Source organism: Aurantiacibacter sediminis, assembly GCF_016019885.1.
Lineage (GTDB): Bacteria > Pseudomonadota > Alphaproteobacteria > Sphingomonadales > Sphingomonadaceae > Alteraurantiacibacter > Alteraurantiacibacter sediminis.
Genome location: NZ_JAEANY010000004.1, coordinates 359,608 through 379,556 on the forward strand (window position 1 = coordinate 359,608; position 19,949 = coordinate 379,556).

The following is a 19,949-nucleotide window of genomic DNA, read 5'->3' on the forward strand; positions in this document are numbered from 1 at the left end:
TCTGCGCCAGCGCGTGTCGCCGCGGGCTTCAGAGAATTTCCTCGACCATTTCTTTCGGGCGGCACAGGCGCACGCCTTTTTCGGTCTCTACCAAAGGCCGCTCGATCAGGATCGGCTCTGCGACCATGGCATCGAGCACAGTGTCCGCATCCGCCTCTGTCAGGCCGCGCTCTTTCGCGTCGGTTCCACGAATGCGCAGCGCTGCGGAGGGCTCCAGCCCGGCATCGGCATAAAGCTGCGCAAGCTTGTCGCGCGTGGGCGGGTTTTTGAGATATTCGACCACTTCTAAATCAGCGCCGCGCTCCTTAAGGATCGCCAGCGTGTTGCGCGAAGTGCCGCATTTGGGATTGTGCCAGATCGTTGCCTTCATGTGCTCATCTCCATTCGCGGTCAGCAAAACTGTTGCATTCGCGCCTAGCGCCCAAAAAAATTTACGCCAAGCGCAGATTAGATGTTGTCACTGATAATCATTCTCAATAGAGGCGCTCTTGCAAATTGTTCGCAATAGCGAGTCTCGACTCGCGCCCGGAGGAGAAGTTTCATTCGTATCACCGCCGCCCTGCTCGCCAGCGCTGCTTTCGCCAGCCCTGCCTTTGCCCAATCGGATGCAGAGGCAATTCCCTTCTCTGACACGAGCGATGAGGCCGGGACTGCCGCCGATGATACGCTCACCGAAGAGAATATGGGCGATCCGATCATCGTCGAAGGCGAAGTGCTTTACAGCGATCAGGTGACTGCGCTGCGCACACCCACGCCGATCCTCGACGTACCGCAGAGCCTTTCCATCGTGACCAGCGACGAGATCGAAGCGCGCGGCTTCACGGCAATCAGCCAGATCGTCGACTACACGCCCGGCGTTGTGAATTCACAGGGCGAAGGCCACCGCGACTCAATCGTCTTCCGCGGCGTGCGCTCGACGGCTGATTTCTACATCGATGGCATGCGCGACGACGTGCAATATTATCGCGGCCTGTATAATTTGGAGCAGGTCGAAATCCTGCGCGGCCCCAATGCGCTTCTGTTCGGCCGTGGCGGCACCGGCGGCATCCTGAACCGCGTCACCAAGAAAGGCGTGATCGGCCAAAGCTTCGTCGGCGGGCAGATCGCTGTCGACACCTTCGGCGAATTCAGCGGGCAGGTGGATATCAACATCAATGCGGCGGACAATGCCGCGCTGCGGATCAATGCGGCTTACGAAAACCTCAACAATCACCGCGATTTTTACGATGGTGAGCGGATCGGCTTCAACCCGACTGCGCGCGTCCAGCTGAGCGATGCGACCCTGCTCGACCTGTCTTACGAATATGCCAATCACGATCGCTTCATCGATCGCGGCATTCCCACAGGCAGCGATGGCCGCCCGGTCGGAGCTTTCGAGGACATCGTTTTCGGCGATCCGGAGTTGAACTTCAACGAGCTGGAAGCGCACCTCCTGCGCGCCAATTTGCAGCACCGTTTCTCCGACAATCTGAAAGGTGTGTTCAGCGCATTTTACGGCGATTACGACAAGCTGTATTCGAATTTCTACGCGTCGGGCTACAACCAGCTGCTCACCCCCGATTTCGTGACGCTTGATGGCTATGTCGACACGACGCAGCGGCAGAACCTGATCCTGTCGGGCAATCTCATCAGTACGTTCGAAACCGGCGCGATCAGCCACACGCTGATGTTCGGCGGCGAGTATATTAACACATCTTCCGATCAGGATCGCTTCAATGCATTCTGGGACACGACGCAGGACGATAACGAAATTTTCGAAATCACACGCCCGCTCGCGCTGCGCGGCGGTGTGGGCATCGGCTTCGCGACCGATCCGGCAGGCGTCACCACTACCAATGATTTCACCGTCGATATCAATGACGACACCCGCGTCGATATCGATGTATTCTCGCTCTACATCCAGGATGAAATCGAAGTCACAGATTGGCTGAATGTGGTTGTCGGCGGCCGTTTCGACAGCTTCGACATCACGGTGAACAATGTAGTGGCTGGCGAAATCCGCACGCGCCTGGATGAAGAATTTTCTCCGCGTGGCGGCATCATTGTCAAGCCGATTGAGAATGTCTCCATCTATGCCAGCTATTCGCAAACCTTCCTGCCCCGCTCGGGAGAGCAATTCGCCAATATCAATGGAAATGCTGACGCGCTCGATCCCGACACTTTCACCAATCTGGAAGCCGGACTGAAATGGGATTTCGCAAGCGGCCTCAGCCTGACGGCAGCGATTTTCGAAATCGAACAGAGCTCGCCGCAGCCCAATGACAATGATCCAGAAACGCTCGACGTGATCGATTCCACCATCCAGGGTGCGGAATTGCAATTGCGCGGCGAAGTGACCGAAGGTTGGTTCATCTCGGCCGGATACAGCTATCTCGACGGCGCACAGGTGGATGCTTTCGGCAATGAAGGCCTGCGCCCGCGCGAGCTGCCGGAAAACACCTTCTCGATCTGGAACCAAGTGGAAGTGACCGACCGGCTCGGCATCGGACTTGGCCTTACCCATCAGGGTGAAAGCTTCATCACTAATGGTCCGATCACTTATGATGCAGGCGGCGGCGCGAGCGTCACGACGCGCGCTACTCTACCTGCCTACACCCGGATCGATGCATCGATCTTTTATGAAATCTCCGACAATCTGCGCGCGCAGGTGAATGTCGAGAACCTGACCGATACGACATACTTCCCCAATTCGCACAGTACGCATCAGGCGAGCGTTGGCGCTCCGCTGAATGCACGCTTTGCGATCACGGCAAGGTTTTAATCCCCCGGAGCCCGAAGGTTAATCTTCGGGCTCTGTCGTTCCGCCATCCGCTTCACCCCCTGAAGCGGGCCCCATGGCCGGAACCGCACGCGCCGCGTCTGCCGGGTCAATCCCCGGGGCAGGCGCGGCGCTAATCGTTTCGCGCCGCCTTGTGACACGGCCTGCGCGCTGCACGGCGGCGATCAGGCGCGGATAGACGCCGCAGCGGCACAGGTTCGGGATCGCCTCGCGAATATCCGCCTCGCTCGGATCGGGATTGCGGCGCAACAGCGATGCGGCAGCCATGACGATGCCCGGCGTGCAGAAGCCGCATTGAATCGCTTGTTCTGCCACCAGTGCCTGCTGCACCGGGTGCGAGCGATCGCGGCTCAGCCCTTCGATCGTGGTGATGGTGCGGCCTTCGGCCTCGGCAATCGTGACGAGGCAACTGCGCAGCGCCTCCCCATCGATCAGCACCATGCAGGCGCCGCAATCGCCCACGCCGCAGCCATATTTGGTGCCGGTGAGATTGGCCGCATCGCGCAGGGCCCAGAGCAGCGGTGTCTCCGGATCCATATCGAACATGACCGGCGCATCGTTGACGGTCATTGCAGGCATTGCTGGCGTCGCCTCTTCCACAAACGGCCCGGTGCGGGCCTGTCCAGAAACTCTTTTGCGCGGCATGCGGTCAATGTCGAGTGCATCAGGGCCGCTCTGCACGATTAAGCGCAGTTGATTGGCAGGGCCATGGTGACTAGTGCCACAAAACGGTCAATCCGGCCGCCAGCAGGAAGTCTCTCTCACGACCATGGCCGAAGCCGAAAGCACGCCCACCCACAATTCAGAACCGGACAGCAAGGGCAGCAAGGCCAAGCTCGCAAGCGGCTCGATCCCCGGACATCTGGTGGCGCAAACCACGCCAGCGATTGTGGGCGTTGCGGCGATTATGTCCGTCGGCGTGATCGATGCCTATTTCGTGGGGCAACTGGGTGGCGCGCAATTGGCCGCGATCAGCTTCATCTTCCCTGTCACCACCGCGCTTTCCAGCCTTGGCGTCGGCATGATGGTGGGCATCAATTCGGTTGTCAGCCGGGCCTTGGGCGAAGGCGATCACGAGCGTGCGCAGGCGCGCGCGAATGTCGGCATTATCGTGGGTGTCATCGCCGGCCTCGTGCTCGGCCTTGCGCTTTTCGCGCTTCGCCAGCCGCTCTTCTCGCTGATGCAAGCCGATGCCGAAACACTGCCGCTGATCGACGAATATATGGCGCCCTTCGCCCTCGGTTTCCCGCTCATGCTATCCATGATGGGGATGAACGGCGTGCTGCGCGGACAGGGCGCGGCGAAAAGCAATACGGCAGTGCTGGTCGTCTATTCGGTCACCAACTGGGTTCTCGATCCGTTACTGATTACCGGCGCTTTCGGGTTGGAGGGCTTTGGCATTGCGGGCGCCGCCTATGCCACGATTGGCGGGTGGATCACCGGAATCATCGCCGCATTCTGGCTGCTTGGCCGCCATGATTTGCCCTTCAATCCGGCGAGCACGCGCCACTGCAATTGGAAAGAGCAATTGTCCGCGATCTCCCGGGTTGCAGGGCCCGCCGCTTTCACCAATTCGATCAATCCGGCAGGCCTAGCCATTCTGACGTCCTTCCTGGCGGTGGAGGGACAGGCGGCTGTTGCCGGTTTCGGCGCAGGGGGGCGTTTGCAGAGCTTTGCCGTCGTGCCGCTGCTGGCCCTGTCCGGATCGATCGGCGCGATTATCGGCCAAAACTGGGGCGCAAAGCAATATGACCGCGCGCGCAAGGCCTTATGGCAGGCAGGAATTTTTTGCCTGGGCTATGGCCTTTCGGCGGGACTGATCCTGTTCCTTGCGCGGGAGTGGTTTGCAGGCCTTTTCAGCGAGGAGCCGCAAGTGCTCGACGCGACGGCCCAGTATCTGGCGATTTCGGTCTGGGGCTATGCGGGCTACGGGGTGCTGATCGTGGTCAACGGGGCCCTGAACGCCATCGACAAGGCCAGCCGCGCGCTTGCCCTGTCGCTCACTCGCGTGCTGCTGGTGATGATACCGTTTGCATGGTTCGCCCGCGCAGCGCTCGGCACTGAAGCGATCTATATCGCGGAATTGGTGGCGAACCTGTCAGGCGGGATTATAGCTGCCGCCCTCGCCTGGTGGGTGATGTGGCACCGGGCGAAGGCGAAAGAAAGCAAACAGAAATCCTGATTAGCCGAGCGGCTTGTTCGATCCGAAAAACAGCGCCTGGCTGATAGCCGCGCGCACCGTGTTTTCTTCGAATGGCTTGGTGATGAGGTAAGTCGGCTCCGGCCGGTCACCCGTGAGCAGCCGCTCTGGATAGGCGGTGATAAAAATCACCGGGACCGGCGCGATTTCGAGAATGTCCTCCACCGCGTCGATACCGGACGAACCATCGGCGAGCTGGATATCGGCAAGCACAAGGCCCGGACGTTCTTTCGCCACGATTTCCTGCGCCTGGGTGCGCGTGGCAGCCGTTCCGCAGATATCGTGGCCGAGCGAGCGGACGAGGTCCTCAAGCTGCATCGAAATGAGCGGCTCGTCCTCGATGATCAGCACATTCGTGGTGGTTTCGCGCTCGATTTCAGCAATCGCTTCGCGCACGAGGGAATCAACGTCGTCCTCGCTGACCTCCATGATCTCGCCGGCTTCGGCGGAAGAGAAATTCTCCACCGTGGTGAGCAGCAGTGCCTGGCGGTTGACCGGCGTGATGCGCTTCAATTGCGACTGGGCGGCAGCCTCGTGCCCCTGAACATCGCTGTTCGGCTCGGCGACTTCCATATAGGCGCTCGACCACAGCTTGGTGAACGCCTTGTACAGAGCAACACGGCCTTCACGCAGCGAATCCGCCAGCGCCTCATCGGCGATGGCGGCCTCAAGTGTGGCCTTTACGAAAGTGTCTCCAGTCGATTGCGAACCTGTGAGTGCGCGAGCGTATCGACGAAGAAATGGAAGATGTGCGGCGACTTCGGCCCCAATAGTCATATAGTACCCTCTCCAGCAGACCGCCGGAGCGGCAGTCAGACATGCATTCATGTCCAACGCCTCTTCCCCAACACGGTTCCAGCCAAATTTTCATTCCCGATCAAAGGGGTTTGCAGACCTCAAAAAGCGAAGCTGCGCAAAAAGTTGAAAAAAAGTTGGAGCAGCGGGAACCGAAGTCTGGGCTGGCCATTATCCTTACATCACCGCCGAGACCCCCCTCCCGTCCAAAACGGCAGTGATACGATCCCGAAAGGCCTTCGCTCAAAAGAGCGGAGGCCTTTTTTTGAATATGAGTGATTTAGGCGAGAAATCGTGTCGCCGACTACGAAGGAAATACGGCGCTCACCGGCGTAGTTCGGCGAGGGGACCGAGGCGGCGCGAGGCGGTAAGCTTTTCTACCAGAACGTCGGGATCGTAAGGCTTTTCAAAAACCGGGCCCATCGCCGCGATTTCGCTCGGAATGTCTTCGGGCGATCCGGTGGAGAAGGCTATTTTCGGCGGCTTTGCCCCAAGCAGGCTGACAAGCTCTGCAATCGCCCAGCCATCATCACGGTCGGCAAGATGGACATCGAGGATGATGGCATCGGGCCGCGGGCCGTCATGCAGCGCCTGCATGGTCGCTTTCATGGTGGGGCAGATTGTAACATCGCGCGTGCCGCTATTACGGAAGGCGTCCTCCAGCGACATTGCGAGGATAGTGTCATCCTCTACAATGAGCACATGGGCAAAAGGCTTCGCCGCACGCTTCGTCTCTGCTGATTTGGTTGCCACGCACTATCCCCACAGCGATATCGCTGCATCACCGGACCGAACGTGTATATGCGCCGGAATGTTCCCGGCGAAACGCAATGATTACAGCGATTTCGAATATATGCGATATTCGCGATTGATTTCGGACTCGATGGCATCGGCGATTGCCACCATCCCCTTGTTATCCTCAAGAATCCAGCCCACTTCTCCTCGCCTGGCGCCATGGCCTTCCACCGCATAGCGGCGGATATATTCAATCATCATGAAAGCCAGCTGGCTGGCCAGCCGCGTATTCTGGTATTTGGACGCAACGCCCATCAGCGGCACGCGGAACCCGGCTTCTTTGGGATTGCGGAGCCACCAGAGCAACTTGGCCCAATTGAACGGGAATAGCTTGCCATCGAAGTGTTTGAGCTTCTGATTGATGTCGGGCCAGGCCAGCATGAAAGCGGCAGGCTCTCCATCGACTTCGGCAATCATGTTTGCACCTTCAAGGATCAGCGGCTTCAGCTTCTTGGCGCCATAAGCTTTCTCGGTCTCGGTAAAGGGCACGAAACCCCAATTTTTGGACCACGCGTCATTGAGGATGTCGATGGCAATCGCGGCCTCCTCGGCGAAGCGCGATTTGTCGACTCGCCGGACCGTGATCCTGCTGCTTCGCTCACCCGATTTGACGATGCGATTGATGAGCTCCGGAAAGCCTTCCCGCACGTCCAACTCATACGTGTAGAGCCGCTTCGCCGTTTCATAGCCCTGCGCTTCGACCCAGCCCTGATAGGCGGCATTGTGATGCCCCATCAGCAGCATTGGTGGGTGATCGTGGCCTTTCACCAGCAGGCCCGGCTCTTCCCATATGGACAGGCTGATCGGCGCGAGAACGCGGGTCATGCCATGTTCGCGCAGCCATTCCTCCGCGCGGGCGATCAGGGCGGCCATGACTTCTTCGCTATCGGCTTCCATCAGGCCCCAATTGCCCGTTCCCGGCCCCATGCCCTGCTCGGGCGGCTGGGCGAGCGCGAGTTCATCGATATGCGCAGAAATCCGCCCGACGACTTCTCCGCCGCGCCGGGCAATGAACAATTGCACCTTTGCATGTTCGTGAAACGGGTTCTTTCCCGGCGTGAGCAGCTCCACCATGTCGGCGCGCAGCGGCGGCACCCAATTGGGGTCATTGGCATTCAGTCGATAAGCGCAATCGATAAATGCATTAAGGTCACTCTTGCCCGAAACCGGGGTAATCACTATTTCGCCTGCCACAAAGCCCGCCCTGCCTGCTCACCAGTTTTGTTCATGAGCCAGCAGCACTGCTTATGCTTGAGGCGGTATGTCAAGCGCCTGCCAAATAGGCTAAGGCGGAAAAACCGGCGCATGGTGCGCTGCAACAGGACAATTCGAGAGTTTTATCGCAATGGATGCGACGACTATTCCCGATAACGCGAAATCCGGGCCTGATGCCGGAGGGCGCCGCGTGCATTCGCAAATTCCCGATGACAAGGCGATGCTGCGCGCTGCGGCCGAGCTGACGCGCGATATCAACAAGGCGCGCCCCGAAATTTACTGGCCCGATATGCTGATCAGCGCGGCAGTCGGTTATGGCGCACTGGCGGGAGCGATCCTGTTCGAAACGCCGTGGATGGCGTGGGTCAGCGCGATTGTCGCTGTTTTCGCGCTCTACCGTGCGCTGCTGTTCATTCACGAGATCAGCCATCTGCACCGCGATGCCCTTCCCGGCTTTCGCACGGCGTGGAACCTGGTCGTCGGCATTCCCATGCTGACGCCCAGCCTGATGTATGACAGCCCGCACCGCATCCATCACAAGCGCACCCAATATGGCACGGTGGAAGACCCCGAATACATGCCGCTCGCGCTGATGAAGCCGTGGAGTCTGCCGATCTTCGTGCTGGTGGCGGCTCTGGCCCCGATCGGTCTGCTGATCCGCTGGGGCATTCTTGCCCCGCTCGGCCTTATCATCCCTCCCTTGCGCAAAGTGGCGTGGGAGCGGTTTTCGACGCTTGCGATCAATCCTGAATTCCGTCGCCGCCCGGCTGAGGAAAAGGAGCGCAACTGGTTCCTTTTCCAGCAGGTAGGTGCAAGCATCTGGGCGATTGTCCTGATGACCACGCCGTTCTGGCTCGGCTGGCGGCCACTGCTGATCGCTGCGGGCATCACCGCCGCTGTGGCCGTGTTCAATCAGCTGCGCACGCTTGTCGCGCATTTGTGGGAGAACGATGGCGAGGCGATGACAGTGACCGCGCAATATCTCGACAGCGTCAATGTGCCGCGCTTTCTCGCCGGCATCTGGGCACCGGTGGGCCTGCGCTATCACGCGCTCCACCACCTTATGCCGTCGCTGCCATACCACTCGCTGCATGAGGCGCATAAGCGTATCAGCACCCATCTCGGCGCGGGATCGACATTCGATCAGGCGAGCCACCCGGGCATGTGGCCGCTGGTCGGCCGGATCGCGCGAAGCACCATGGGACGGCGCGCGTAAGCCTGTACCAAGAGCACAACAAAAAAAGGGCCGCCCCGGATCGGAGCGGCCCTTTTTCGATCCAGCCTTGCGGCCACGGCGCGATTACATTTCGCTGTCGTCTCCGCTCTCACCGGGATTGTCTTCAGCGAGGACCGAGTCCGATTCCATGCCTTCCTGGGCCATGGGCGCTTCGACCGTTTGCGGAATGACTTCCTGCGGCTCGTCGACTTCGCCATCGATGACGGTCGAGCCTTCGGTCATGACTTCGACCTGATCGTCCGCTTCGCTGGGCTCTGCTTCACAGGCCGTAAGTGCGAACATGGCAATTGCGGGTATGGCGAACAACGATGTCTTCATGGGATTCCTCCTCAGGGTTCAGGACACAAACACTCCTGCTTCTCACACGTTCCGCGAAGCGCGGCTGGCTACGCCTACTCTTCTGTGCGGACAAGGACGGTTTCGCCCACCAGCAGGAACAGAAAAAATGGCCCCCAGGCTGCGAGCAAGGGCGGATATCCGCCGAAACTTCCCATCGCGAGCGCAGCATTGTCGACCACAAAATAGGCAAAGCCCAGCGCCATACCGATTACTGCGCGCAGGAAGAGATTGCCTGATCGCGCGAGGCCGAAACCCGCCACAGCGCCCAACAGAGGCATCAGCACAGCAGAGAGTGGCCCGGATAGTTTGTGCCACCACTTGGCCTCCAGCTCGCTTGTCCGGCGGCCTGCGCTTTCCAGCGCATCGATGCTGCGCGAAAGCTCCGCCAGCGTCTCTGCATCCGGATCGACGCGGCGCAATTCGACTTGTCCGATCTCGACACCCGGCGCGACGACGGTTTCGCCAAGCTCCTCTGTGTCGGCGGTCGCAACGTTGAAAGCGCTGGCATTTTCCAATCGCCAACCGGGGGCGGCAAAAGTCGCGCGATCTGCGCTGACCTGGCGCGTGATCATCCCCGTATCGTCACGCTCGTAAAAAGTAACGTCGGTCAGCACGGTTGCGTCCGCCCGTCCGCCGGCGGTCGCCGCCATCAGCACGTCATTGCCATCGTTGAAATAAACATTGCTGCGCGCTTCGGGATCGTCGGGAACTGCAGCATATTCCACCGCTTCCCACGCCTTCAGCGTTGCCGAGGCGCGTGTCACCACCCGCTCGTTAAATGCAAAAGAGATCACCGCAACGATCATACCCATCAGCAGCAGAGGGGCGAGGATCTGGTGCGCGGAGAGCCCCGCCGCTTTCATCGCGATCACTTCCGAATTCTGATTAAGGCTGGCAAGCGTGATGATTGTCGCCAGCAGCACCGAATATGGCAGGAAGCGCGCGATCAGCTGCGGCGTGCGCAGCGATGCGTATGTCCACAGCTCCGCTTCGCCATTGCCGTCAATCGCGAGGATGTCGCCCGTTTTGCCGAGCAAATCGAGCATCATCAGAACAAGCACCAGCATCGCCAGCACCGCGACGATGCGCAGGGCGAACATCTTGGCCAGATAAATCGTCAGCCGGCGGGAGGGAAAGAAATCAAGCAGCATGGCCTGCCCCCTTCGTCAAATCGACATTTTCCAATGCTTCCTGCTGCGCGACCTGGTTGTCCTCCGTGCCAAATTCGCCTTCGGGCACTACGCCTTTCATGCGATTGCGCCCAAGGATGCGGCTGATGAAACGGCCGATCTTGGCGTAGAAGGCTTCAAGGAAGCCGATGGCTTGACCGCCGGGCACGAAAGCGACCTGGTAATACATCCACGCGATCAATGCGGCGAGCACGGCGAAAGGTCCCCACAGCGCAAGGAAGGGATCAAGCTGGCCGATGGCTGCGACTTCCGAACCATATTGATTGATCTTGTGATAGGACACGACGATCACGATGGAGAGAAAGATGCCGAGCGCGCTGGTCGATCTTTTGGGCGGGATGGCGAGCGCGACAGCGAGCAGCGGCAGCATGAACATCATCACCACTTCCACCATCCGGTAATTGAAAGCGGCCTGGCTGGCTGCGCGCTCGATAGAGCTGCTCTCTGGGCTCCAGCCGATTTCGAGCAATTCGGGAATGACATATTCGCGCTCATCCGCGCCGCGGTCCCGAAATTCCTGCAGGGCGGGAAGATCAATGGGCAGATCGTGCTGGCTGAAACTCAGGACGCGGGGAGATCCTTCGGTCACTTCATGGATGATCGTGCCATCCACCAGTCGCAGAATGATGGTGTTGCGATCTTCCCGATTGGCGAGGAAACGGCCCTCTCGCGCAGTGATCGAAAGCGTCTGGCCTTCATCATCGGCGAGACGGGCAAAAATCCCTTCAAGCTCGCGCCCATTGTCGCGGCTGCCTTCGATCCGCAGCGCCATGCGGCTGTCGATCGTATTGAACTCTCCCACCCTGATCGACGCGCCCAGTGCGCCGGAGCGCAGTTCGAATTCCATTTCCTCATACGCAAAACGCGCCTGCGGCTGGATAAAGCCGACAATCGCGAAATTGATCGCCATCAGCCCCAGCGTCAGCATGTAGGGCACGCGCAGCAGGCGGGTGTAAGACAGGCCCACCGCGCGCATCACATCAAGCTCGCTCGAAAGCGCAAGCTTGCGGAAAGCGAACAGCACACCGAGCATCAGCCCGAGCGGGATCGCAAGGCCCGCATACTCCGGAATAACGTTAAGCAGCATCTCGAACACGATGCCTATCGGCCCACCTTCGGTGCTGACGAATTCGAACAGGCGCAGCATTTTTTCCAGCAGCAACAGACTGGCCGCGAGAATGAAAATACCGATCATCGGCACAACAGTGAGCCGGAAGATGTATCGATCAGTGGCGGTTAGGAAGCGGGACAAGATTGGCCGTATGTTGGGTTTGTTTGCAGTTCGCCAAGGCCTTAGCCGGAAAAACCCCTTCGGTCATGTGTTTCCAAGACACACGGGTTTCCGGGAGCCAATTCGCAACGGGCGCATTTCATCAAGGCACTGGTTTTGAAGGTTTAACCCTATGCGCATCGCAATTTTGCTTGTCCCCCTGATGGCCGCCTGCTCGACAACAGCGTCTGACTTTACGCCCGATGGAGCGCCCGCAGGCACTACGATCGAGCCTTCGGGATATGCGACTATTCTCGATGCGCCGCCTTCGCCCTTCCCTGAAATTGCGCCCGAAGACGCTTATCAGAACACTCTCAGCCCGGTGGAGCAATTTGCCCGGGATAACGGGTTGAGCCTCGAAGAGGCGGCAGCTGCCATCAATGGACCGCCCGAGTTGCAAGCGGAATTGCAGAGGCTGCAGCCGTTGCTGCGCGCCAACGAGGCGGAAACTTTTGTCGATTTCGTCATGGTCCGCGATCCGGGCGTGCGCATGGAAGTCTGGTTCACTCGCAATGCTGAAGAGACGCTGGCGCGCTATACCAGCAATCCGCTGTTCGTGCCGCGCGATGGCGGGGTGACACCGGAAAATGCGCAGGCGCTGGCCGATATCTGGATCGAACGCTCGCGCGAATATCCGGTTATCCAGCTGATCGGCACGAGCAGTGTGGGCGGTGACGTCGAATTGGGAATTGGCATCGAGGAAGCCGAATTTCGCGCACTCGCGGCCCAAGAGGGTTGGGAACTCGGCCCTGATCTCACAATGACGTTTGCCTCCGCACGGCCCGCCGCCTTCAGCATTCCTGAAGCGGAGCAGTGGGTGCGATTTTTCCCGCGGGAGAATATCGCACCATCGATTCGGCTGACAGCGATTTCGACAGGGACGATCACTCTTGAAGATGGGTGTTTCCGCGTCCGGGTGCGCAATGGCGAAACCGCCCTCGCCCTGTTCGGCTATGACAACCAGCTGGGTGTCGATGAGCAGGGCTATTTGACCATCTCCAGAACGGGTGAGGACGCCATCGAACGGTACAGGATTGGCGAGCCGGGCGCTTGGGGCGGACCGGCGGAGGTAAGAGAAGACAGCGCCGATGTGGTCACCCTGCGCGAAGCATGCGGCGATGGCGAAATCTGGAACGTCGCCGATCCGACCAGCCTCAGACTGTTCAGCCTTCCCTTCTCAGACTGGGTGACCAATTATGCCGAGGCAAACGATTTGTCCCGCCAGGAGGCCTGGGACATTGTCATCGCTTGCATGAGGCGCGAGGAGCGACGCGGCAGGGCCGGGCTGGAAGCGCGAGACCGGTGCATCCGCCAATTCAACTAGGCGCCCGATGGAAGTTTATGTGGGCGTTCAGTCGGGCGGTCAGGCCTTTTCCAGCGTGCATTGCAGCGGATGCTGGTTTTCGCGGGCGAAATCCATCACCTGGTTGACCTTGGTCTCGGCCACTTCGTAGGGGAAAATCCCGCACACGCCCACACCGCGCTGGTGCACTTGCAGCATCACGCGGGTGGCTTCTTCCAAATCCATGCGGAAAAACCGCTTCAGCACGAGCACGACGAATTCCATCGGCGTGTAATCGTCATTCAGCATCAGCACTTTGTACTGGCTGGGCTTCTTCGGCTTGGCGCGCGTCTTGGTGGCGAGGCCGACCTGCCCTTCGCCGTCGGCATCATCGGCATCGTTCCCGCCATCCTCGCCGGCGGCGGTTACGGCCCATGATTGGGTGTGAGAGACGGAGAGCAGGCTTTGCATAGGGATCGCCAAATATCGCATCGCGTGGCCAAGCTTCAAGGGGTTGTCTTACAAATACCTTGTGAGCGAAGCTTTCCGCGGCGTTCACCAGCGGCAAAAACGGGCCGCAAAAGCATCAGGCCGGACAGCTTGCGCTGCCCGGCCTGCTATCGGACCACCGGGAGAGAGATGGCGGTCCTGAGCTTGTTGCTTCGAATTAGGCGACCTTCGAAAGCTTTTCAGCTGCGACGTTTACGCGGCCAGAAATCGGAGCAGCAGCGTCATTTGCCAGCTTCATGGCCGCATCGGTGTTCTTCGACGAGGCAGCAACCATTGCATCGAAGTTGCGACGCATGATCTTGCCCTGCAGCTGGAACAGCTCGGTCGGGCTCTTGATTGCGGCCATGTCCTTCAGATCGGCGGTCATGGTTTCGTAAGCGGTCTTGGCTTCGTCGGCATAGGTCTTGCCCATGGACTGCATGCCTTCCGCAAGGATCTTGCTGCTTTCAACGACGGCTTCGACATTGCCCTTGGCGAAATCGGTAGCGTCGGTCATTGCAGCAGTGCCCTTTTCGTAGGCAACCTGTGCGCGATCCTGCATTTCCTTGGCAGCATCGGTCATCGTTTCGGTCATTACAGCGGTGTAATCGGTGGTCTTGGTAGCCATGATGGTTTCCTTAAGTTCTGAGACGGTGGGTTTGGTTTTCGCAGGAGCCGCCTTCTTTGCGGGTTTCACTGCAGTTTTCTTCGGTGCTGAGGTCTTTTTCGAGACTGCTTTCTTGGGAGCAGCTTTTGCCTTTGCAGGAGCAGCCTTTTTCTTCGGCGCTGCCTTCGCGGGAGCTTTCTTCGGCGAGGCGCTCTTGGCTGTCGCAGCCTTCTTCGCTGCCGGTTTCTTGGCAGGAGCGGCCTTCTTCGCCGTAGCCTTTTTCGCCGGAACGGGCTTTTCGGCTTCTACCGGCTTGGCGGGAGCCTTTTCGGCCGGGGCCTTGCCCTTGTTCTCGGCTGCATCAGCCTTGAGCGATTCGACAAGCTTACCCTTGGCAGGCTTCACCTCAGACGCGGCTGCGGCATAGGCCTTCTCTGCGCTGGCATCACTTTTGGTATCTGAATCGGCCATGTGTCCTCGCTTTCGCGGTCGCACCAATGCGACCTCTTGTTGCAGTGCACAATGTAGGTTTGTGCAGGTGCGAAGTCAAGGATTTTTTGTGCAGTGCACAATAATCGCATCTGCCTGTTAATTAACAGATTTATTCCGTCAACGCGCTTTTACATAGCGGCCTGGCGCATCTTCGATCGCCGGATTGGCCTTGCTCCCGGGCTTGCGCGCTCCGGTGGCCTTTACCGTCTTCGAATCTTGCGCGCGGAGCCATTCGAGCCAGTCCGGCCACCAGCTGCCCGGATGCTCCGTCGCGCCTTCAACGAAGCTTTCCAGCGAGTCGAACTCGCCTTCATTGGTCCAGTACTGGTATTTCTTCGCATCGGGCGGGTTGACCACGCCGGCAATGTGGCCGCTGCCCGCCAGTACGAAGCGGATCGGGCCGCTGAAATGTTCGGTGATCTTCCACACGCTGTCGGGCGGAGCGATATGGTCTTCCCGCCCCGCCTGCACGTAGCTCGGCACCTTGACCTCGGTGAGATCGATCGGCGTACTATCGACGCTCAGCGCATCGGGCTCCACCAGCAGATTGTCGCGATAGAGATCGCGCAGATAAGCGGCGTGCCACTTGGCAGGCAGGTTGGTGACGTCCCCATTCCAGTAGAGCAGGTCGAACGCCGGATATTCCTCGCCCAGCAGATAGTGATTGACCACGTAATTCCAGATCAGGTCGGACCCGCGGAGCATATTGAACGTCGCGGCGAGATAGCGCCCGTCGAGATAGCCGCCCTTGCTCGCCTGCCGGATGAATTCGAGCTTCCCATCATCGACAAAAAGCTTGAGATCGCCCGCATGGGTGAAATCGACCTGCGCGGTAAAGAAGGTGGCACTTTTCACCTTGTCCGCCTCACCGCGCTTCGTCTGCACCGCCAGCGTGCCCGCCAGCGTCGTGCCCGCGACGCAATAGCCGATAGTGTGGACGCTTTTCACTTTCAGCCGCTCGCGCACCACGTCGATCGCTTCCATCTGGGCGAGGAAGTAATCGTCCCAATCGATATGGGTGAGGCTGTCGTCAGCCGATTTCCAGCTCACCATCAGAACGGTGATGCCCTGATCCACCGCCCATTTGACGAAGCTTTTCTTCGCATTGAGATCGAGGATGTAGAAACGGTTGATCCACGGGGGGAAGATCAGCAGCGGCGTTTCCATCACTTCCGGCGTGGTCGGCGTATACTGGATCAGCTGGAACAGCTCGTTTTCATAAATGACCTTGCCCGGCGTTGCTGCGATATTGCCGCCGACTTCGAACTGGCTGGTGTCGGTGTGGGTGAGTTGCCCCTTTTCAAGGTCGGTTGAGAGCCGCTCGAGCCCCTTCATGATATTGTCGCCGCCTGTCTCCATCGTGCGTTCGAGCACAACCGGATTCATCAGCGGGAAATTGGCCGGGCTCATCGCGTCGAGCACATTTTGCGTGGCGAAGCGCAGATCCTTGCGCTCTTCATCGGTGAGGCCCTCGGCGGTGTCGACGCTTTCGCGCAACCGCTCTGCAATAAGCAAATAGGTCTGGTGGAGAAGCGCAAAAACCGGCTGATCGCGCCAAGCCTTGTCGGCGAAGCGCCGGTCGCGGCGGGGAAGCTGCGGGTCGGCGGCATCGTCACCATCGGGCCTGGCGGAATATTGCGCGAGCACGCTCTGCCAAAGCTCGACGCCATCAGCCCACATCTTCTGCTGCTGCACCGGATCGAGCATGGGCATGGCGGCAGACCAGTTGCGCATCGCATCGAGCCAGTTGGAGGGCGTGGTGAGCATGGGTGCAGGGCGCTGATCCTCGGGCAGGCAGAACTGCAGCCAGGTCTTCTGGAATTCCATCATGGCATCGCCCATCGCGTCGATCGCGCTCTGGTCGGGTACGCTCGCCTCCGCTTCCGGAGCGATCGAGTGCATCATCTGCCGCGCTGCCTCGCCCTGAATGCGCAGCATTTCGGTGAAGATGTCGGCCGCGTCCTGCGGCGGTGTATCGCCCGATGTCGTGTCTTTTGCCATGATCTATCCCCTATAGCCGCGACCGAACGCGTGTATAAGCCGTGCGCATACGAATTTGGCGCACTAGCCGATAGAACGCGTTGCACCAGCAATGCGTTTTTGACATTGAAAGCAAGCAAACGCCATTCCGCCAAAGGTCATATACATCGCCCATGCTCGATAATGATTTCTACCGCATCAAACGCCTTCCGCCCTACGTCATTGCAGAGGTTAATGCGATGCGAGCGGCTGCGCGCGCAGAAGGACGAGACATTATCGATCTTGGCATGGGCAATCCCGACCAGCCGCCACCGCAGCATGTGATCGACAAGCTGTGCGAAGTCGCGCAAAATCCGGATGCGCATGGCTATTCGCAGTCCAAGGGCATTCCGGGATTGCGCAAGGCCCAGGCCAATTATTACGAGCGGCGCTTTGGCGTCGATCTCGATCCCGAAAACGAAGTCGTCGTCACGCTCGGCTCGAAGGAAGGCCTCGCCAGCCTTGCCACGGCGATCACGGCTCCGGGTGATACGATCCTTGCGCCCAATCCCAGCTATCCGATCCACACCTTCGGTTTCATCATTGCAGGCGCGAGCATTCGTAGCGTGCCGACCACGCCTGATGAGGACTACTGGAAAGCGCTTGATCAAGCGGTGACTTTCACCGTTCCTCGCCCCACTGTGTTGGTAGTCAATTTCCCTTCCAATCCGACAGCCGAAGTCGTCGATCTCGATTTCTACGAGCGGCTGGTCGATTGGGCGAAATTCCACAAGGTATGGATCCTTTCCGACCTTGCCTATTCGGAACTCTATTACGACGGCAAACCCACGCCTTCGATCCTGCAGGCGAAGAATGCCAAGGATATCGCGATCGAATTCACCAGCCTTTCTAAGACCTTTGGCATGGCGGGCTGGCGCATGGGATTTGCGGTGGGCAATCGCACGCTGATCTCCGCACTCACGCGGGTGAAAAGCTACATAGATTATGGCGCTTTCACTCCGATCCAAGCGGCGGCATGTGCTGCGCTGAATGGACCGCAGGATTACGTCGAGCAAACTCGTGAGATGTATCACAAGCGGCGCGATGTGATGGTCGAATCCTTCACCCGCTCCGGATGGGAAATCCCCTCCCCGCCTGCCAGCATGTTCGCATGGGCTCCGCTTCCGCCCGCGCTGAAAGACATGGGCAGCCTCGAATTCTCCAAGCAATTGCTCACACAGGCCGAAGTCGCCGTGGCACCGGGTGTCGGCTATGGCGAAGACGGCGAAGGCTATGTGCGTATCGCCATGGTGGAGAATGAACAGCGATTGCGGCAGGCTGCGCGCAACATCAAACGCTATCTGCAAAGCATGGGCGTCGAAGCGCCAGGCGAGTGATCGCCGCGCCGGCGCCGGCTTAGGCAATGCCACTTAACGCATTGCAATCTTGCGTCTGGAAGGCGAACACTTGCGCCAAGAGCGTAATGCTTATGGAGCGGTTGATTGCCATTCTTTGGGTGGATAGCGCGAGGGGTTGAGCCTCCGCCACGATGGGATCTGCGTCGGCACAACTGGGGGTTGTGCGGCGGGCGCTGCGGATGCCGCGCGGAATGCCGCCACGTGCTGATTTGCGACACGCGTAAGCTTACCGGCGAACAACGCATCGCGATGGCGCGCGCCGACCAGCCCGCATGGCGCCTCATCATGATCGGTGTGGAGCGGCCCGAAGAACGCGCGCAATTGCTTAATCTTGGCTGCGCAGAAGCTTTGCCTGCAGACACCGATTTGCCCGAATTGCTGGCAAGAGCGCAGCGGGTCAGCGACATGTTCGGCATGCTCCCACGCTGGCGCAATGTCGGCGGATTGACGCTCGATCTCTTCCACCGCGATGCGCGGCGGGGGGCGCGATGGCTGGGGCTCCACCCGCGCGAATTCGGAGTGATCTGGCGGCTCGCGGATCGGCCCGGCGAACGCGTTACCCGCAAGCAATTGCTTACCGATGTGTGGCGCCTCAATCATGAGCCTGAGACCAATAGCGTTGAGGTTCATATCTCGCGCCTGCGCAGCAAGCTTGCGGGCGCTGGTGCTGAAGGAATGGTCGAAACCGCACCCAATGGCGGATATCGGCTCGGCGACACCGCGCCGCTGATGTTTGCGGACGAGCCGCCCGGAGAGGACGCGCTCGATGCCTATCTGCGCAGCCTCGGCTGGTTGCGCGAGTCGGCTGATCAGCCGGACAATTGTGCCGCGAATTTGTCGAACACGGTTTCGTGAAGCGGTTGCTCGAAAGCGATACCCGCCCGGCCATCTTCATTCCATACCAGCTCGGCTGGCTGGGCGCTGAGGCCCGGCAGAGTGACCAGCACCCTGTCACCCGGGCTGGCGCTCCAGCCGCGCGCTTCCACCATTGCCCCGCCAATCGACAGGTCGAGCACTTCAAGGTCGGCGCTCATCCCCCGCCGCGAACGGCATTTGATGCGCAATTCCTGCTTGTCGAGAGCGGCAGATGCCATTGGCTTGCTTTCTTAAGAAGACCCGGTGGGCTGATTCGCGGTCCGATTGTGGCATCGCGCCGTTAAGGTGTCCTAAACCGCATTCTCTAAGCACTTCCTCGTATTCAGCCTTAAACCGTCATTCACCATATCAAATCATTGCAAGGCCAATCACGAAAAGGACGATTAAGGGCATTGCACAGGCGGGCGAGCTGGGTTAGTTGGCGCGCCTTCGCGAGGCCCGATGGCGGAGTGGTTACGCAGAGGACTGCAAATCCTTGCACGCCGGTTCGATTCCGGCTCGGGCCTCCATTCCCCTAGTCGGGAATGTGCCGCTTTAGCTCAGTTGGTAGAGCACATCATTCGTAATGATGGGGTCACGTGTTCGAGTCACGTAAGCGGCACCAGCACTTCCAGTTGGAAATGTCCGTCGTCAGCACCTATGGCACAACTCGCGGCGTAGATCAGCGGAGTGTGGGCCTCGTCTCGGATTGATGTTTAGGCGGCGATCTTGCGGTGTTGCAAGCGCCGATGTTCGAGTGTCTTTTGCTTTATCCTTTCTCTTCGTTTGATGATGGCGGCAGCCCTGCCGAAGTAGGCATCGGCGGGTGTGACGTTGTCGAGGCTCTCGTGGTAGCGCTGGTGGTTGTAATGCTCGACGAGGGCCTCGATCTGCTGTTTCAGATCGCCCGGCAGGAAGTAATTCTCCAACAGCACACGGTTTTTGAGCGTCTGATGCCAGCGCTCGATCTTGCCTTGGGTCTGTGGGTGGAAGGGTGCGCCGCGCACGTGGCTCATCTTGTTGGCCT

The 19,949-nt window shown here is 59.4% G+C and carries 19 protein-coding genes and 2 tRNA genes; 8 read left to right on the top strand and 13 right to left on the bottom strand.

All coding sequences use genetic code 11. The features are described from left to right. Positions 1-28 precede the first annotated feature (28 nt). Entirely contained in the window at positions 29-370 is a 342-nt protein-coding gene (arsC, locus tag I5L03_RS13180; protein WP_197922546.1) for an arsenate reductase (glutaredoxin), read from the bottom strand. Between the two features lie 312 nt (positions 371-682). Here arsC and I5L03_RS13185 point away from each other — a divergent pair, with 312 nt between their 5' ends. Then, positions 683-2,761 carry a TonB-dependent receptor gene (locus I5L03_RS13185; protein WP_234035256.1) on the top strand — a complete coding sequence of 693 codons (2,079 nt, stop codon included), beginning with the start codon at positions 683-685 and terminating at the stop codon, positions 2,759-2,761. Between the two features lie 18 nt (positions 2,762-2,779). Here the strand turns inward: I5L03_RS13185 and I5L03_RS13190 are convergent, their stop codons facing one another. Further along, positions 2,780-3,358 carry a (2Fe-2S)-binding protein gene (locus I5L03_RS13190; protein ID WP_197922547.1) on the bottom strand — a complete coding sequence of 193 codons (579 nt, stop codon included), beginning with the start codon at positions 3,356-3,358 and terminating at the stop codon, positions 2,780-2,782. A gap of 190 nt (positions 3,359-3,548) precedes the next feature. On the opposite strand from I5L03_RS13190, the gene I5L03_RS13195 reads away from it, so the two are divergent. Continuing rightward, entirely contained in the window at positions 3,549-4,961 is a 1,413-nt protein-coding gene (locus tag I5L03_RS13195) for an MATE family efflux transporter (protein ID WP_197922548.1), read from the top strand. Here the strand turns inward: I5L03_RS13195 and I5L03_RS13200 are convergent, their stop codons facing one another. The 3 genes from I5L03_RS13200 to I5L03_RS13210 form a co-directional block, all read right to left on the bottom strand. Next, positions 4,962-5,756: a response regulator gene (locus tag I5L03_RS13200; RefSeq protein ID WP_197922549.1), complete on the bottom strand. Its 795-nt coding sequence runs from the start codon at positions 5,754-5,756 to the stop codon at positions 4,962-4,964. Between the two features lie 342 nt (positions 5,757-6,098). After that, on the bottom strand, positions 6,099-6,527 hold the full coding sequence (locus I5L03_RS13205; protein WP_325100214.1) for a response regulator: 429 nt from the start codon (positions 6,525-6,527) through the stop codon (positions 6,099-6,101). An 81-nt stretch (positions 6,528-6,608) separates the two neighbouring features. After that, a complete protein-coding gene (locus I5L03_RS13210) occupies positions 6,609-7,763 on the bottom strand; it encodes an N-acetyltransferase (protein WP_197922550.1) in 1,155 nt (384 codons plus the stop codon). A 151-nt stretch (positions 7,764-7,914) separates the two neighbouring features. Between I5L03_RS13210 and I5L03_RS13215 the strand changes: the two genes are divergently transcribed. Then, the gene (locus I5L03_RS13215) at positions 7,915-9,000 is read left to right on the top strand and encodes a fatty acid desaturase family protein (protein WP_197922552.1); all 1,086 of its coding nucleotides are present in this window, start codon (positions 7,915-7,917) and stop codon (positions 8,998-9,000) included. Positions 9,001-9,084: 84 nt separating this feature from the next. Here I5L03_RS13215 and I5L03_RS13220 read toward each other — a convergent pair whose 3' ends face one another. The 3 genes from I5L03_RS13220 to I5L03_RS13230 form a co-directional block, all read right to left on the bottom strand. Next, positions 9,085-9,339 carry a hypothetical protein gene (locus tag I5L03_RS13220; RefSeq protein WP_197922553.1) on the bottom strand — a complete coding sequence of 85 codons (255 nt, stop codon included), beginning with the start codon at positions 9,337-9,339 and terminating at the stop codon, positions 9,085-9,087. A 74-nt stretch (positions 9,340-9,413) separates the two neighbouring features. Continuing rightward, the gene (gene lptG / locus I5L03_RS13225; protein WP_197922554.1) at positions 9,414-10,511 is read right to left on the bottom strand and encodes an LPS export ABC transporter permease LptG; all 1,098 of its coding nucleotides are present in this window, start codon (positions 10,509-10,511) and stop codon (positions 9,414-9,416) included. Continuing rightward, positions 10,501-11,802, bottom strand: coding sequence for an LptF/LptG family permease (locus tag I5L03_RS13230; RefSeq protein ID WP_197922555.1), 1,302 nt, complete (start codon positions 11,800-11,802; stop codon positions 10,501-10,503). The genes lptG and I5L03_RS13230 overlap by 11 nt, the downstream gene beginning before the upstream one ends. 151 nt (positions 11,803-11,953) lie before the next feature. On the opposite strand from I5L03_RS13230, the gene I5L03_RS13235 reads away from it, so the two are divergent. Next, the gene (locus I5L03_RS13235; protein WP_197922556.1) at positions 11,954-13,144 is read left to right on the top strand and encodes a hypothetical protein; all 1,191 of its coding nucleotides are present in this window, start codon (positions 11,954-11,956) and stop codon (positions 13,142-13,144) included. A gap of 39 nt (positions 13,145-13,183) precedes the next feature. On the opposite strand, the gene clpS is transcribed toward I5L03_RS13235, so the two are convergent. The 3 genes from clpS to I5L03_RS13250 form a co-directional block, all read right to left on the bottom strand. Then, positions 13,184-13,573 (bottom strand): ATP-dependent Clp protease adapter ClpS, encoded by a 390-nt coding sequence (gene clpS, locus I5L03_RS13240; RefSeq protein ID WP_197922557.1) that lies wholly within the window; start codon positions 13,571-13,573, stop codon positions 13,184-13,186. Between the two features lie 196 nt (positions 13,574-13,769). Continuing rightward, positions 13,770-14,669, bottom strand: coding sequence for a phasin family protein (locus I5L03_RS13245; protein WP_197922558.1), 900 nt, complete (start codon positions 14,667-14,669; stop codon positions 13,770-13,772). 138 nt (positions 14,670-14,807) lie between these two features. After that, a complete protein-coding gene (locus I5L03_RS13250) occupies positions 14,808-16,691 on the bottom strand; it encodes a PHA/PHB synthase family protein (protein ID WP_197922559.1) in 1,884 nt (627 codons plus the stop codon). A 152-nt stretch (positions 16,692-16,843) separates the two neighbouring features. Here I5L03_RS13250 and I5L03_RS13255 point away from each other — a divergent pair, with 152 nt between their 5' ends. Together I5L03_RS13255 and I5L03_RS13260 are read left to right on the top strand one after the other, a co-directional pair. Then, the gene (locus I5L03_RS13255) at positions 16,844-18,046 is read left to right on the top strand and encodes an LL-diaminopimelate aminotransferase (protein ID WP_197922561.1); all 1,203 of its coding nucleotides are present in this window, start codon (positions 16,844-16,846) and stop codon (positions 18,044-18,046) included. A gap of 222 nt (positions 18,047-18,268) precedes the next feature. Next, entirely contained in the window at positions 18,269-18,922 is a 654-nt protein-coding gene (locus tag I5L03_RS13260; protein ID WP_325100216.1) for a winged helix-turn-helix domain-containing protein, read from the top strand. Here the strand turns inward: I5L03_RS13260 and I5L03_RS13265 are convergent. Next, entirely contained in the window at positions 18,877-19,161 is a 285-nt protein-coding gene (locus I5L03_RS13265) for a PilZ domain-containing protein (protein WP_197922562.1), read from the bottom strand. The genes I5L03_RS13260 and I5L03_RS13265 overlap by 46 nt on opposite strands. Before the next feature lie 217 nt (positions 19,162-19,378). On the opposite strand from I5L03_RS13265, the gene I5L03_RS13270 reads away from it, so the two are divergent. Beyond that, positions 19,379-19,452 (top strand) — tRNA-Cys (locus tag I5L03_RS13270). A gap of 19 nt (positions 19,453-19,471) precedes the next feature. Next, positions 19,472-19,547 (top strand) — tRNA-Thr (locus tag I5L03_RS13275). 91 nt (positions 19,548-19,638) lie between these two features. Here the strand turns inward: I5L03_RS13275 and I5L03_RS13280 are convergent. After that, a partial coding sequence (locus I5L03_RS13280; RefSeq protein WP_197922563.1) for an integrase core domain-containing protein occupies positions 19,639-19,949 on the bottom strand: 311 nt, incomplete at its 5' end.

Coding starts and splice junctions, on each gene's coding strand:
- arsC (WP_197922546.1), bottom strand. CDS start 370: ATGAAGGCAACGATCTGGCACAATCCCAAATGCGGCACTTCGCGCAAC.
- I5L03_RS13185 (WP_234035256.1), top strand. CDS start 683: ATGGGCGATCCGATCATCGTCGAAGGCGAAGTGCTTTACAGCGATCAG.
- I5L03_RS13190 (WP_197922547.1), bottom strand. CDS start 3,358: ATGCCTGCAATGACCGTCAACGATGCGCCGGTCATGTTCGATATGGAT.
- I5L03_RS13195 (WP_197922548.1), top strand. CDS start 3,549: ATGGCCGAAGCCGAAAGCACGCCCACCCACAATTCAGAACCGGACAGC.
- I5L03_RS13200 (WP_197922549.1), bottom strand. CDS start 5,756: ATGACTATTGGGGCCGAAGTCGCCGCACATCTTCCATTTCTTCGTCGA.
- I5L03_RS13215 (WP_197922552.1), top strand. CDS start 7,915: ATGGATGCGACGACTATTCCCGATAACGCGAAATCCGGGCCTGATGCC.
- I5L03_RS13220 (WP_197922553.1), bottom strand. CDS start 9,339: ATGAAGACATCGTTGTTCGCCATACCCGCAATTGCCATGTTCGCACTT.
- lptG (WP_197922554.1), bottom strand. CDS start 10,511: ATGCTGCTTGATTTCTTTCCCTCCCGCCGGCTGACGATTTATCTGGCC.
- I5L03_RS13235 (WP_197922556.1), top strand. CDS start 11,954: ATGCGCATCGCAATTTTGCTTGTCCCCCTGATGGCCGCCTGCTCGACA.
- clpS (WP_197922557.1), bottom strand. CDS start 13,573: ATGCAAAGCCTGCTCTCCGTCTCTCACACCCAATCATGGGCCGTAACC.
- I5L03_RS13245 (WP_197922558.1), bottom strand. CDS start 14,669: ATGGCCGATTCAGATACCAAAAGTGATGCCAGCGCAGAGAAGGCCTAT.
- I5L03_RS13250 (WP_197922559.1), bottom strand. CDS start 16,691: ATGGCAAAAGACACGACATCGGGCGATACACCGCCGCAGGACGCGGCC.
- I5L03_RS13255 (WP_197922561.1), top strand. CDS start 16,844: ATGCTCGATAATGATTTCTACCGCATCAAACGCCTTCCGCCCTACGTC.
- I5L03_RS13265 (WP_197922562.1), bottom strand. CDS start 19,161: ATGGCATCTGCCGCTCTCGACAAGCAGGAATTGCGCATCAAATGCCGT.